This is a genomic window from Congregibacter sp., from assembly GCF_045107095.1.
Classification (GTDB): domain Bacteria; phylum Pseudomonadota; class Gammaproteobacteria; order Pseudomonadales; family Halieaceae; genus Congregibacter.
Window position 1 is genome coordinate 15,889 of the sequence record NZ_JBGCFU010000036.1, and the last position, 13,296, is coordinate 29,184.

The 13,296-nt window shown below is 54.9% G+C and carries 14 protein-coding genes; 13 read left to right on the forward strand and 1 reads right to left on the reverse strand.

Features of this window, described 5'->3' with window-relative positions; translation table 11 throughout:
* Positions 1-62 precede the first annotated feature (62 nt).
* The 13 genes from AB8B76_RS06655 (at position 63) to idi (ending at position 11,682) form a co-directional block, all read left to right on the forward strand.
* A complete protein-coding gene (locus AB8B76_RS06655; RefSeq protein WP_405271235.1) occupies positions 63-935 on the forward strand; it encodes a polyprenyl synthetase family protein in 873 nt (290 codons plus the stop codon).
* Between the two features lie 41 nt (positions 936-976).
* Positions 977-2,083, forward strand: a complete 1,107-nt coding sequence (locus tag AB8B76_RS06660) for a methyltransferase (protein WP_405271236.1) — start codon at positions 977-979, stop codon at positions 2,081-2,083.
* Positions 2,084-2,172: 89 nt separating this feature from the next.
* On the forward strand, positions 2,173-3,150 hold the full coding sequence (bchC, locus tag AB8B76_RS06665; protein ID WP_405271237.1) for a chlorophyll synthesis pathway protein BchC: 978 nt from the start codon (positions 2,173-2,175) through the stop codon (positions 3,148-3,150).
* Positions 3,150-4,130 carry a chlorophyllide a reductase iron protein subunit X gene (locus AB8B76_RS06670; RefSeq protein ID WP_405271238.1) on the forward strand — a complete coding sequence of 327 codons (981 nt, stop codon included), beginning with the start codon at positions 3,150-3,152 and terminating at the stop codon, positions 4,128-4,130. Before bchC ends, AB8B76_RS06670 begins: the two co-directional genes overlap by 1 nt.
* A complete protein-coding gene (gene bchY, locus AB8B76_RS06675; RefSeq protein ID WP_405271239.1) occupies positions 4,123-5,592 on the forward strand; it encodes a chlorophyllide a reductase subunit Y in 1,470 nt (489 codons plus the stop codon). Before AB8B76_RS06670 ends, bchY begins: the two co-directional genes overlap by 8 nt.
* Positions 5,592-7,067 carry a chlorophyllide a reductase subunit Z gene (gene bchZ, locus AB8B76_RS06680; protein WP_405271240.1) on the forward strand — a complete coding sequence of 492 codons (1,476 nt, stop codon included), beginning with the start codon at positions 5,592-5,594 and terminating at the stop codon, positions 7,065-7,067. Before bchY ends, bchZ begins: the two co-directional genes overlap by 1 nt.
* Positions 7,068-7,122: 55 nt before the next feature.
* Entirely contained in the window at positions 7,123-7,359 is a 237-nt protein-coding gene (locus AB8B76_RS06685) for a hypothetical protein (RefSeq protein ID WP_405271241.1), read from the forward strand.
* Between the two features lie 87 nt (positions 7,360-7,446).
* Positions 7,447-8,274, forward strand: a complete 828-nt coding sequence (gene pufL, locus AB8B76_RS06690; RefSeq protein ID WP_405271242.1) for a photosynthetic reaction center subunit L — start codon at positions 7,447-7,449, stop codon at positions 8,272-8,274.
* A 12-nt stretch (positions 8,275-8,286) separates the two neighbouring features.
* Positions 8,287-9,264, forward strand: coding sequence for a photosynthetic reaction center subunit M (gene pufM, locus AB8B76_RS06695; RefSeq protein WP_405271243.1), 978 nt, complete (start codon positions 8,287-8,289; stop codon positions 9,262-9,264).
* Entirely contained in the window at positions 9,264-10,352 is a 1,089-nt protein-coding gene (pufC, locus tag AB8B76_RS06700; protein WP_405271244.1) for a photosynthetic reaction center cytochrome PufC, read from the forward strand. The genes pufM and pufC overlap by 1 nt, the downstream gene beginning before the upstream one ends.
* Positions 10,353-10,502: 150 nt before the next feature.
* Positions 10,503-10,646 (forward strand): light-harvesting antenna LH1, beta subunit, encoded by a 144-nt coding sequence (gene pufB / locus AB8B76_RS06705; RefSeq protein WP_405271245.1) that lies wholly within the window; start codon positions 10,503-10,505, stop codon positions 10,644-10,646.
* 66 nt (positions 10,647-10,712) lie between these two features.
* On the forward strand, positions 10,713-10,904 hold the full coding sequence (gene pufA / locus AB8B76_RS06710; protein WP_405271246.1) for a light-harvesting antenna LH1, alpha subunit: 192 nt from the start codon (positions 10,713-10,715) through the stop codon (positions 10,902-10,904).
* Positions 10,905-11,022: 118 nt separating this feature from the next.
* A complete protein-coding gene (idi, locus tag AB8B76_RS06715) occupies positions 11,023-11,682 on the forward strand; it encodes an isopentenyl-diphosphate Delta-isomerase (RefSeq protein ID WP_405271355.1) in 660 nt (219 codons plus the stop codon).
* A gap of 34 nt (positions 11,683-11,716) precedes the next feature.
* Here idi and AB8B76_RS06720 read toward each other — a convergent pair whose 3' ends face one another.
* Positions 11,717-13,060: a radical SAM protein gene (locus AB8B76_RS06720; protein WP_405271247.1), complete on the reverse strand. Its 1,344-nt coding sequence runs from the start codon at positions 13,058-13,060 to the stop codon at positions 11,717-11,719.
* Between the last annotated feature and the right edge of the window lie 236 nt (positions 13,061-13,296).

A 13,296-nucleotide genomic window follows, 5' to 3' on the forward strand; every position in this document is an offset into this window, starting at 1 on the left:
CTAAGTTACACAATAAGTGTAAACTAATATTAACAGTAGTGTTGGCAATATGAGGGCCGCTTATGCCGATTGGTGACAGTGATTTCGAGCAGGTTTTGCGTTCGGCGGTAGAGGAGGCGGCTGATTCTCGCTGCCCTAAGCTTCTGGCGGCCGCTCTCCATCATGCGGTGTTTCCCGGTGGTGCTCGGGTTCGACCAAAGCTCTGCCTGGCGGTAGCTCTGGCGAACAATTGCGATGCGCCAGCACTCGCTGCAGCCGCTGCGGCGTCTGTGGAATTACTGCACTGCGCATCGTTGGTGCATGACGACATGCCTTGCTTTGATAACGCTGATGAGCGGCGTGGACGTGAGTCAGTGCATTCTGCCTATGGGGAGCCTATTGCGCTTTTGGCGGGTGACGCACTGATAGTGTCGGCATTTGCACTGCTTGCCCGGCCTCAGTTACCGGCTAAAAATCGCCTTTCGCAGTTGATGCGCGTGGTTGCCGAAGGCGTTGGTGCGCCTTGCGGAATCGCTGCGGGGCAGGCCTGGGAGTCAGAGCCTGTAGTCGATGTGTCCTTGTATCACCGATCAAAAACAGGTGCTTTGTTTATTGCAGCAACTGCCGCGGGCGCGGCGGCGGCTGGAGTGGATGTCGCTCCGTGGAAAACCTTGGGCGCCAAGATTGGTGAGGCCTATCAGGTTGCTGATGATATTCAGGATGCCACCTCAACGCCTGATCAGCTGGGTAAGCCCTGTGGTGTTGATGTAGCCCTTAACCGGCCTAGCGCCGTTTCGGAATTAGGGCTTGATGGAGCTACACGTCGGCTGCGCGAGCTTGTAGAAGAGGGTGTGGTCGCTGTGCCCCCATGCGCGGGGCGTGCTGAGCTTCAAGCGGTTGTTCGTCAGCAGGCACAACGCTTTCTGCCAAAGGCCTGTGCTGCGGTGGCTGCCTGATTGATCCTGCTGCGTTCGCGCTTTTTTGAAGGCGTGATCCTATGTCCTTGAGGGATTGGTTTCTTACTCGACGAGACCGGATGCTCGGAAGCACCGCGTTTCATCAGTCCGTGCTTCGTTTTCCTGTATCTCGCTGGATTGCTCGGCGTCGTGCCCGCGAGCTGTTCGATATTACTGCGGGTTTTGTTTACTCCCAAGTGCTTGCCGCCTGTGTAGAGCTGGACCTCTTTGAGCGTCTCGCAGAGGGTCCAGTGTCTACAGCGAAGCTTGCGTCCGACTGTGCCATTCCTCGATTAGGTCTGGAGCGTCTATTGGAGGCGGCAGTGGAGCTTCGTTTGTTGCAGCGCTGGGGTGCCGACGAATGGCGTCTGGGTGACCTGGGTGCTGCGAGTCGCGGCAGTCCGGGGATAGCGGCAATGGTTCGACATCACGGCATGCTCTACCGCGATTTGCTTCAGCCTTTAAGTCTGCTGACCGACCGCTCTAACAGTGATTTGAGTCAGTACTGGGCCTATGCAGCTGAGCCTGGACGGAGCGAAGCTGCCAATGCGCAGCGCTACAGCGAGTTGATGGCGGAGTCGCAGTCCTTTGTTGCGGATGATGTGCTCGCTCACTGCTCTCTTGCGGGGCGGCGCGAGCTCCTTGACATCGGCGGTGGCAGCGGGGTGTTTGCCGCAGAGGCGCTGAAGCGTTTTCCGGAGCTGCGTGCAAGGGTTTTCGATTTGCCTGACGTGGCCGTGCTGGCGGATGAGCGGTTTTCTCGCGAGGGCTTTGGGGCGCGGGGTGGCGCAACCGGGGGCGACATGTTTTCTGATGCCTTGCCAGGGGGCGCTGACGTTATCAGTCTTGTTCGAATCCTCCACGATCATGATGATGAGCTTGTCGTGCGCCTGCTGCGTGCGATCCGGCAGGCAATCAGTCCTGACGGCCTCTTACTTATTGCTGAGCCAATGGCGGAGACGCCGGCTGCGCCGGGTGTCGGGGCATATTTTCATCTTTATTTATGGGCGATGGGCAGCGGTCGGCCGCGAACTTTGGCGCAGATTCGACAGATGTTGGAGGCAGCAGGCTTTGCCGATGTGCGTGAGCGCGGCAGCTATCAGCCCCTTCTTGTGCGCGTCTTAACGGCGCGTCCAGCGGCGCGATGACTGAACTTAAGTCCATTGGATGCTGTATCTGTCATTTTCTCTTGACAGCGCTTGATGTCCATATAAACTGACACTATGAGTGAATTGATGTGTTTGACGAAATGGGAGAGCTAGCGGTGGATCGCACCGCGACTGCCGTCGTCTTTGAGAAGCCCGGAGTTATGTCCCTTCGGAATGTCGGCTTGATTGCGCCGGGTGACAACGATTGCGTTGTTGAGGTTCTCTGGAGCGGTATTAGCACCGGGACTGAGCGCTTACTCTGGGATGGCCGGATGCCTGCATTTCCCGGTCTTGAGTACCCTCTGGTTCCCGGTTACGAGTCCGTAGGACGTGTTGTTGAGGCGGGAGCCTCAGGCCTACACAAAGAAGGTGATCTTGTTTTCGTTCCTGGGTCAGCGGGTTATACCGACGTCCGGGGCTTGTTTGGTGCATCTGCAGACAGTTTGGTGGTGGGTGCTGACCGTATAGTTCCCATCGATGAGTCCCTCGGGGATCAAGGTATCTTGCTGGCGCTTGCCGCTACCGCTCATCACGCTGCCCTAAGGATAGGAAAGCATGCGCTCCCTGATTTGATTATTGGGCACGGTGTCCTTGGCCGTCTTCTTGCTCGAGTAGTCATCGCCCTCGGAGGTGATACACCTACTGTCTGGGAAACAAATGTCAGTCGTCATGGTGGCGCCATGGGTTACCAGGTGATCACGCCTGACGCAGATACTCGCCGAGACTATAAAGTCATCGCAGACGTCAGTGGCGATGCCGACATCCTTGACAGCTTGATCGCGCGGCTTTCACCCGGCGGGCAGGTGATCCTCGCAGGTTTCTACCACGCTCCACTGAACTTTAGCTTTCCGCCGGCATTTCAGCGTGAAGTGTCTTTTTCCATTGCCGCTGAGTGGCAGAGACCTGATCTTGAATCGGCCTTGGGCCTTGTTCGAGAGCAGGCTTTATCCCTCGAAGGTTTGATTACTCACCATCAGTCAGTGCGTACCGCAGCACCTGCATACCGAATGGCTTTTGGCGATCCGGACTGTCTGAAAATGGTCCTCGACTGGAGGTGCATGCACTGATGAATAAGGCAGTAACTCAATATACCCCGGGCAACGATGAGGGTTCGCTTCTTGCCAGTTCTGACGACGGCGGGTCGAAAACTCAAGTCATTGCAATCTACGGAAAAGGCGGTATTGGCAAGAGTTTTACTCTAGCTAACCTGTCTTACATGATGGCGCAGCAGGGTAAGAAAGTGTTACTGATCGGCTGCGATCCTAAGAGTGATACCACCTCGTTGTTGTTCGGCGGCAAAGCCTGCCCAACAATTATTGAGACCGCATCCAAGAAAAAGGCCGCGGGCGAAGAGCTGGTGGTGGGTGACGTGTGCTTCAAACGCGACGGCGTCTTTGCCATGGAGCTGGGCGGTCCTGAGGTAGGCCGAGGATGCGGAGGTCGCGGAATCATCCATGGTTTTGAAACCCTCGAAAAACTGGGCTTTCATGACTGGGATTTTGACTACGTGCTTCTCGACTTTCTGGGCGACGTGGTTTGTGGTGGATTCGGTCTCCCGATCGCCAGAGACATGTGCCAAAAGGTTATTGTCGTGGCGTCCAACGATCTACAGTCTTTGTATGTAGCCAACAACGTTTGTTCCGCCGTCGAGTACTTCCGCCGCCTGGGTGGCAATGTAGGGGTTGCCGGTATGGTAACCAACAAAGACGATGGCACCGGCGAAGCTCAGGCCTTTTGCGAGGCAGTCGGCATTCCCCAGTTAGCTGCAATTCCCGCCGACGATGATATCCGTAAGAAGAGCGCCAACTACGAAATTATCGGACGGCCTGATGGTCAGTGGGGCTCGTTGTTCGAAGGTCTGGCACAGCAAGTCGCTGAAGCGCCTCCTCAGCAGCCGTCGGCACTTTCTCAAGATGATCTTCTCGCCTTATTCGACGGTGACGCTGTCGGAAGAGATGTTGTTCTGGAGCCGGCGAGTGTCGAAGAGCTGTGCAATGCCGAGACCCTGAATCGGCCTTCTCTAGAGGTCATCTACGACGATGTCTGATCTGGTGACTACCGTGAACCCCGCCGATGTCATTGCCAGCTCTGACGCGAAAGATACCGTGTCAGGTTGTCATGCCGGTGCGGACACGATGAAGAAGGCTGCCGCAGAAGCGGGGAAAAGTGAAATTCTTGAGCAATATGCTAAAGACTATCCCACGGGTCCCCATGATCAACCGCAGAGCATGTGTCCCGCTTTTGGTTCCTTGCGCGTTGGTTTGCGTATGCGTCGAACTGCGACGGTGCTTTGTGGCTCCGCGTGCTGCGTCTACGGCTTAACTTTCACATCGCATTTTTACGGAGCACGTCGCACCGTTGGGTATGTACCGTTTGATTCGGAGACCCTCGTTACTGGTAAGCTTTTTGAGGATTTGCGAGAAGCTACTTACAAGCTTGCAGATCCCGATAAGTACGATGCGATAGTGCTTATCAATTTGTGTGTGCCCACCGCGTCAGGCGTGCCTTTGGACCTGCTACCCAAAGAGATCAACGGCGTACGAATTGTTGGTATCGATGTTCCGGGCTTTGGTGTTCCTACTCATGCCGAGGCTAAAGATATCCTTGCGGGGGCAATGTTGTCCTACGCCCGCAGCGAAGCAGAGCAAGGTCCTGTTGCAAGGCCTGACGCTAAAAGCGTGGGTCGTCCCACCGTTGCCTTGGTAGGTGAGATATTCCCTGTCGATGCGATCATGATTGGTCGCATGCTTGAGCCTATGGGTTTGGCTGCCGGCCCCATTGTTCCCACCCGGGAATGGCGTGAGCTGTACGCTGCTCTGGCGAGCCCTATTGCCGCGATGCTTCATCCTTTTTATAAGGCAACTGCCCGTGAATTTACCTCGGCCGGACGGTCGTTGGTGGGTTCTGCGCCCGTGGGGCACGACGGCACGGCGGCCTGGCTCAAAGCAATTGCTCAAAGCGCTGGCGTCAAGGACGAGATTCTTGCCAAAACCAGTAATGCGCTTCTTCCTGCTATTAAGGGAGCGCTGGCAGCTGCGCCTATTGATGCGCGCATCACCCTGTCTGGCTATGAGGGCTCAGAGCTCTTGGTAGCGCGGCTTCTTGTAGAAGCCGGCGCTGATTTGCGCTACGTCGGTACCGCGTGCCCAAGGACCCCCTGGTCTGATGATGATCGGGACTGGCTGGAGGCTAAGGGTGTGCAAGTGAACTACCGCGCGTCGCTTGAAGACGATATTGCGGCGGTAGAGGAATTCCAGCCAGATCTTGCTGTGGGTACCACACCGGTGGTGCAGCATGCCAAAGAGCAAGGCATCCCCGGTCTTTACTTTACGAACCTGATTTCTGCCCGCCCCCTGATGGGGCCGGCGGGTCCTGGTTCTCTGGCGCAGGTGATAAACACCGCGGTAGGTAACAAGGAAAGATTTGCGCGCATGGAGTCTTTCTTCAACGGTGTAGGCACTGGTGAAAAATCCGGTATCTGGCCGAGTGCCTCGGGGAGGGCCGCGTAATGTTAGTACTCGATCATGACCGCGCTGGCGGCTACTGGGGAAGCGTTTACGTTTTCACTGCCGTCAAAGGGCTACAGGTCATTATCGACGGTCCCGTGGGTTGCGAAAATCTGCCCGTTACCTCTGTGCTTCATTACACCGATGCACTGCCACCGCACGAGTTGCCCATTGTGGTTACTGGTCTTGCGGAAGAGGAGCTGGGTCAGAAAGGCACCGAAGGTGCGCTCCGACGCGCTCATAAATCTTTGGATCCCAAGAAACCCTCAGTGGTGGTGACGGGATCCATTGCCGAAATGATCGGCGGTGGTGTGACGCCTCGCGATACCAACATCGAGCGATTCCTGCCTCGCACTATTGATGAAGATCAGTGGCAAAGTGCGGACCGTGCGCTCTTTTGGTTGTGGGATCGCTACGGGAAAACCAAGCGTAAAAAAGCGAAGAAAACGACTCGCGAAGAAGGCGCAAAACCGCGCGTCAATATCATCGGACCTATCTACGGCTGCTTTAATACCTGGTCTGACGTGGCGGAAATTCAGCGACTGGTCGAAGGGATTGGCGCTGAGATCAATCTGACCTTCCCCATGGGCGTGCACTTAGACGAAGTGCCCAAACTTGCGGATGCGGACGTCAATGTATGCATGTACCGAGAGTTTGGCCGCAAGCTTTGCGAAGGACTGGAAAAACCCTATCTTCAGGCGCCCATTGGCTTGCACTCAACTACAGCTTTCCTTGAGTCTTTAGGTGAGCTGTTGGGACTCGATCCCCAGCCCTTCATCGAGCAGGAAAAACACACCACCATCAAGCCGATGTGGGATCTCTGGCGCTCGGTAACTCAGGATTTTTTCGGCACGGCAAATTTTGGTGTCGCCGCCAGCGAAACTTATTCCCGAGGTCTGCGCAATTTTCTGGAGGAAGAGCTCGGCATGCCTTGCAGTTTCTCTTTCTCTCGCTGTGCCGGCGCGAAGACGGACAACGAGGCCGTTAGGGCTGCGATAGCGGACAGTACGCCTCTGATCGTGTTTGGAAGCTACAACGAGCGGATGTACATCTCGGAGACTCAGGCACGAACAATGTTTATTCCCGCTTCTCTACCGGGGTCTATCGTTCGTCGTCATACCGGAACCCCGTTTATGGGCTACGCCGGTGCTTGCTACGTTCTCCAAGAAGTCTGTAACGCGCTCTTTGATGCGCTGTTCCATATTCTTCCCCTGGGCACTGAGCTCGACCAGATTGATGCTACTCCCTCCCGCTTAAACGAGGAGTTGGTTTGGGCCCACGAGGCCGAAACCCTGCTGGAGCAACAGTTGGAGCGAGAGCCGGTGCTGCTGAGGATTTCGGTTGCCAAGCGTTTGCGGGATGCTGCTGAGCAGCGAGCGCGGGCAGCGGGCACTGACCAGGTGACTGTTGAACATCTGGACAAAAGTTTACGAGAAAGAGTTGAACCTGAGCCGGCTTCCGAAGTGGAGACTGTCTGAGTGCTAGATAAGAACAAACTAAAAATTGCGAGCCAAAACCGGGGAGGGCGGAGGCATGCTGAAAGCTGGAGAAGTGAATTTGGGGGCGCAGCAAGTGCGACAGACTGATACACGGAGCTATCGAATTTTGTTGGCCATGGCTGTGGGCTGTTTTTTTGTAGTGAGCGTGATTACACGTTTGCTACCCCGTGCTTTGCGTCCGTTTGCAGCGAGCGCACGAAAGCGCGAGTCCTGCTTTGAGGAAGCGCGTCGTGTGGCATTGGCGGTGATTCCTTATGCGTTTGAGTGGTAGGGCGCGAATAACAATACACCGTAGTGCGGATTGGCTGCGGAAGAACTATCGAAATTCACCGTCTAAGACGGGTTTGGAGGTTACGGCATGTCCATGTTGAGCTTTGAGAGAAAGTACCGAGTACGTGGAGGCACGTTACTCGGTGGTGATCTCTTTGATTTCTGGGTGGGGCCGTTTTACGTCGGCTTCTTTGGTGTAACAACCATATTCTTTAGCGTTGTTGGTACTGCACTAATACTCTACGGAGCGGCCATGGGGCCCACGTGGAATGTCTGGCAGATTAGCATCGCTCCGCCAGATCTGAAATACGGCTTGGGTCTTGCCCCGCTCATGGAGGGTGGCTTGTGGCAAGTCATCACATTGTGCGCCATTGGTGCCTTTAGTTCCTGGGCATTGAGGGAGGTAGAGATTTCGCGAAAACTCGGCATGGGCTTGCATGTTCCCTTTGCCTTCGCAGTAGCCATTTTCGCCTATGTCACCCTGGTCGTGATACGCCCCTTTCTACTGGGTGCCTGGGGTCATGGTTTCCCCTACGGCATTCTTAGTCACCTCGATTGGGTGTCTAACGTCGGGTATCAGTATCTGCATTTCCACTACAACCCGGCACACATGCTCGCGGTAACTTTCTTCTTTACCACGACGCTTGCCTTGTCTATGCACGGTTCGTTGATTCTGGCGGTAACAAACCCTGGAGACGATGACCCCGTAGTGAAAACCGGAGAGCACGAAAACACTTTTTTCCGTGACGACGTGGGTTACTCCATAGGCGCTCTTGGTATTCACCGCCTTGGACTCTTCCTGGCTCTTTCTGCGGGCTTTTGGAGCGCTGTTTGTATTGTTTTAAGTGGACCTTTCTGGACCCGCGGTTGGCCCGAATGGTGGAACTGGTGGCTTGAACTACCGGTCTGGTCTTAAGAGGGGAATGCTATGAATCTTGAATATCAGAACATCTTTACGCGGGTTCAGGTGCGCGGCCCTCACTACCCAGGGGTCTCCATCGGAGCCGAAAATGAGAATCGCGTTGGTACGCCCGTCGACAACTACTGGATGGGTAAGATCGGCGATGCGCAGATAGGGCCCTTCTATCTTGGCTCTCTGGGCCTCGCATCGATCGTATGTGGCCTTATCGCGTTCGAAATTATCGGCCTGAACATGTGGGCGTCAGTGAACTGGGATCCCGTACAGTTCGTGCGCCAGCTGTTTTGGTTGGCCTTAGAGCCCCCACCCCCTCAGTATGGCTTGAGTATTCCGCCCTTGAATGATGGCGGCTGGTGGTTGATAGCCGGTTTCTTTTTGACGTTATCCATTATGCTCTGGTGGTTGAGAACCTATCGACGTTCCAAGGCCCTGGGTATGGGACAGCATCTGACTTGGGCTTTCGCTGGCGCGATCTGGCTCTACCTGGTCCTCGGTTTCATTCGTCCATTGCTCATGGGAAGTTGGAGTGAGGCGGTGCCTTTTGGAATCTTTCCGCACCTGGATTGGACGGCCGCGTTCTCCCTGCGCTACGGCAACTTGTTCTACAACCCGTTCCATATGTTGTCCATTGCATTCCTTTACGGATCAACTCTCCTCTTTGCCATGCATGGCGCGACTATTCTCGCAGTGACCCGTTACGGCGGTGATCGTGAGATTGATCAGATTACGGATCGCGGGACTGCATCTGAGCGAGCGGCTCTGTTCTGGCGCTGGACCATGGGCTTCAACGCATCAATGGAATCTATCCACCGCTGGGCCTGGTGGTTCGCTGTGCTCACCGTAGTCACTGGCGGCATAGGTATCTTGTTGACCGGTACCGTGGTGGACAACTGGTATCTCTGGGCGGTTAAGCACGGAGTGGCTCCGTCTTACCCGGCACTTGAGGCGACCCCTCTTGTCGATCCTCTGATGACGGGAGGTCAGTGATGAATAATTCAATGCGAATCCTCGGCGTAGGTATTTTGCTCGCCACCGTTGGTTTGGCAGGCTGCGAGAAGCCTCCGGTAGAGGTTGTACAGCGGGGCTACCGTGGCACGGGTATGGAGCAGGTGATCAGTCCCGGGACGTTTCAGGAAAAAGTCGCAGCTAATCAGGCTCCCGAAGCTATTCCCGCCGTTCCTGCGACAGGCCCTAAAGCAAAAGACATCTATCAAAATGTCCAGGTCCTTGGCGATCTTAGCGCGGGTGAGTTTAACCGCTTGATGGCGGCGATTACTGAATGGGTGTCTCCAGAAGAGGGCTGTACCTACTGCCACGGCATGGAAGGCTTTGCTGCCGATGACAAGTACACCAAGAAAGTGGCTCGCGTGATGATTGCCATGACTCAACGTGCTAACGAAGAGTGGGGTGACAATCACACAGCACCAACGGGTGTTACCTGTTACACCTGCCATCGTGGGCAGCCTGTTCCTGAATACGTTTGGACTGAAAATCCCGGGCCGAAAATGCCGGGATCATTTGCGGCACATCCGACTGGTCAGAATCAGGCGTCTGCGCAGGTGGGATACACCTCGCTGCCCTATGACCCCTTCACGCCATATCTAGAGGGTGATGCGGACATTCGTATGGCAGGCGATACCGCGTTACCGACAGGCAATCGAAAGTCAATTAAGCAGACTGAATGGACCTATGGCTTGATGATGCACTTCTCCGAATCCCTCGGCGTGAACTGCACCTATTGTCATAACTCTCGCGCTTTCGCCAACTGGGAGCAGAGCCCGCCTACACGACTCAAAGCCTGGCATGGCATTCGTATGGTGCGGGAAATGAACAATGACTATATCGGCGACACGGTGGATTACCTTCCCGATACACGTAAAGGTCCCATGGGCGATCCGTTGAAGTTGGCATGCAACACCTGCCATCAGGGTGCTTACAAGCCGCTCTATGGCGCGCCGATGCTCAAGGATTACCCCAATCTGGCGACACAGTCAGCGGGTTCAAAGCAATTGATCTCAGCCTCCGAGAGTTTGGAGTCAGTGACGGCCGGTGCCACCGGTGGAGGCGGAGAGTAAGAATCTGGAGTGCGTCTGTTCACGCAGGCGCATTGTAGGTGCAGTGTCTAGTAGTCCCCGTGAAGGTTGAAGGTGTCTGCAGCGCTGTGAAGGCCCCCAGTTCGTTTTGGCGTACTGGGGAAACGTAGTTGACATGGGAGTAATCAAACCATGAGCGAATCTAGCAGCCTTACAGGGCTCTCAGATGGTGCGGCCAGAGAGTTTCACAGCTTGTATGTGAAAAGCACTCTGGGTTTTGTCGCAGTAGCCGTGGTCGCACACCTTTTGGTGTGGTCCTGGAGACCGTGGTTCTAAGGATCGACTTAGAGACTGAACCTGCGTCGCACCTTGGTGTGTCGCTTTTAATTAAGGAGATGCGTAATGCATAAAATGTGGATGATTTTTGATCCTCGTAGAATATTGGTAGCGAATGCTATCTTTCTTTTTACGTTAGCGATCTTGATTCACTTTATTTTGCTGAGCACCGCGAAGTACAAATGGATCGAAGGTGATTCGATGGCAGGTGCTTCAACGGCCCAGCACATGGAGGCACTGCCCCCCTCGCGCAGCTAGCGCATCGGGCATTGCAACTTAGTGTGTCCACGGCCTCCCCCGGTCGTGGGCACCGTTTCTTTTTCTGTTTATGCCATCGTGCTATCTAAGCTTGAGCACATGGACTACCCAACGAGGAGTGCCGTTCTTGTCCGAAGTCGAAAGCGAGTCAGGCAAAGCCCAGGGTAGTGTGAGCGTTATGCGTGCGCCCGTATCGTTTGCGAACGAAGAACTTATTCTCGTTGATAGCGACGACAGAGTGATTGGATATCGCAATAAATTTCAAACCCATGAAGGCGCTGGTGTACTGCACCGGGCGTTTTCTGCGTTTCTGTTTAACCATCAGGGCCAGCTTCTAGTTCATCAACGAAGCCGAGAGAAACCTTTGTGGCCAGGTTTCTGGACTAACAGCTGCTGTAGTCATCCACGCAGAGGTGAGACGATCGGTTCTGCAGTAAAGCGCCGTATACGCGAAGAATTAGGCATTGATGCGGTTGCGACGTCGGTTTACAAATTCGAGTATCAGGCGCGTTATAAAAATGTGGGTAGTGAGCACGAGCTATGTCACGTGTACTTGGCTAGGGCCATCGGTAGTGAGGCGATCTCCGCACATGCTGAAGAGGTAATGGAATGGCGCTGGCTAAGCCTCGATGAGGTAGATGCCTGGCACACCGACTCTCCTGAGGAGCTCACGCCCTGGTTCCGGCAGGAATGGTCTGCGCTACGAACGCGTTATGGCGCTCAGCTCGAACGGTTTGTTCAGGAGATCAAAGCACCCGGCCAACGCGGCGCTGCGTAGCGACGCTGGCCTAGGCTTTGTTGCCAGGGCGTACTCAGGCGATAGCGCGCCAGCGGTACATAGGTGACGAGTCACCACAGGCCTGATGCAAGGTGTAGCGGCCAGCCTCGGTCATAGTCAACCGGTCTCCGTCGATCTCTACCAAACCGTCTTCCTTTAACGCCTTCAGTGCAGGGTAGTCTTGGGACCCATCCAGTAAGGCGTGTTTATCGTCGGTCAGATGTAGGTTGCACATAAGATCCGACAAGGCTTGGCGGCGGGCCCGAACATTAGGGCTAAGCCTTGCCGCAGCACTCATGGGGAGTTCGCCGCGCTCAAGGCTCTCTCGCCACTGAGCGATATCAGCGTGGTTTTGAACGCAGATACTTGAGATGTCAGTCATGGAGCTACTGCCCAGTCCAATCACCCCTCGTCCAGGCTGCGCGGTGTAGCCTATCCAATTCCGCTGGAGGGATCCGTTGCGATGGGCTTGGCTGATGCTGTCCTGATCGCGTGCGAAGCAATCTAGCCCGATCCATTCATATCCGGAGCTGCAAAACTTATCGACTATGCGGCTGAAGATTGCCACCTTGTCCGCGATAGAGGGGAGCTGCTGAGAGTCTATGGCCCGTTGATGTTGGAAATGATTCGCACGCCGCGAATAGGTGTAGCAGGACACACGGTCCGGTGCTAATGCCAGCAGTTCCTCGACGGTTTTTTGGACGCTCGACGCGCTCTGCATGGGTAAGCCGTAGACGAGATCTGTGGCAACGGTGGTGAAGCCTATCTGTCGGGCGTTCTCTACCACATCGCGAATCACGGGTAACGACTGATGTCGCCCTAAAGCCTGCTGGACTGTAGGATCAAGATCGCGCAGTTCAAGATTTAAACAGCGAAAGCCAAGCCCGTGGAGCAGCGATAGCTGGGATACGGACGCTCGATGCGCATTCGCCTCTAGAGACGACTCTGTTTGGTCGTCAATCGTAAAATGTTTATCGAGAATATCAACGAGCCTTACCAGCTGCAGTTCCGACAGGTAATTTGGTGTGCCGCCACCAAGATAAAGTTGTTGGAGCCGGCGCCCGCGACCCATGTGGTCGGTGACAAGTTGTACCTCGATTTCTAGAGTGTCGAGATACTGATCGATTTGTTGGTGGTCGTGACTGACGCTGGTTTGGTGATCACAGCTCAAGCATCGGGAAGGGCAGAATGGCAGGTGGATATACACCGACAGAGCTTCGTCACTATTACGTTTTTCTTCCTCGAGAGCGGCGATGTAGTCGTTGTGAGACACGCCTGGATCGAAGGACAAGCCACTGTCGAACAGCTTGGTGTGATTGGCTTCTTCCTGCCCGGAAGTGATAATCATCCGAGCTTCGTTATTGTCGCTTTTTACCATGGCGACGGTTCCTCTGCACATCTCGTGAAGATCTTCGGACGATTGCTTGGCTTATTATCATGGCCTCTGTCGGGCCTATATGAGTCCATCATGAGTAGTAAGTCGAGCTTGCTATTTAGAAGGCTCGCCTTACCGACGGCAGGATGGCCGCCAAGCGTCGGGGCATTCATCAAGGTGCAGAAACAAAAGTAGCGTGCCGATGGGATTGGGTCAAGTTTTAGCAAGAAATTAAAAGT

Coding starts and splice junctions, on each gene's coding strand:
- AB8B76_RS06655 (WP_405271235.1), top strand. CDS start 63: ATGCCGATTGGTGACAGTGATTTCGAGCAGGTTTTGCGTTCGGCGGTA.
- AB8B76_RS06660 (WP_405271236.1), top strand. CDS start 977: ATGTCCTTGAGGGATTGGTTTCTTACTCGACGAGACCGGATGCTCGGA.
- AB8B76_RS06670 (WP_405271238.1), top strand. CDS start 3,150: ATGAATAAGGCAGTAACTCAATATACCCCGGGCAACGATGAGGGTTCG.
- bchY (WP_405271239.1), top strand. CDS start 4,123: ATGTCTGATCTGGTGACTACCGTGAACCCCGCCGATGTCATTGCCAGC.
- bchZ (WP_405271240.1), top strand. CDS start 5,592: ATGTTAGTACTCGATCATGACCGCGCTGGCGGCTACTGGGGAAGCGTT.
- AB8B76_RS06685 (WP_405271241.1), top strand. CDS start 7,123: ATGCTGAAAGCTGGAGAAGTGAATTTGGGGGCGCAGCAAGTGCGACAG.
- pufL (WP_405271242.1), top strand. CDS start 7,447: ATGTCCATGTTGAGCTTTGAGAGAAAGTACCGAGTACGTGGAGGCACG.
- pufM (WP_405271243.1), top strand. CDS start 8,287: ATGAATCTTGAATATCAGAACATCTTTACGCGGGTTCAGGTGCGCGGC.
- pufC (WP_405271244.1), top strand. CDS start 9,264: ATGAATAATTCAATGCGAATCCTCGGCGTAGGTATTTTGCTCGCCACC.
- pufB (WP_405271245.1), top strand. CDS start 10,503: ATGAGCGAATCTAGCAGCCTTACAGGGCTCTCAGATGGTGCGGCCAGA.
- pufA (WP_405271246.1), top strand. CDS start 10,713: ATGCATAAAATGTGGATGATTTTTGATCCTCGTAGAATATTGGTAGCG.
- AB8B76_RS06720 (WP_405271247.1), bottom strand. CDS start 13,060: ATGGTAAAAAGCGACAATAACGAAGCTCGGATGATTATCACTTCCGGG.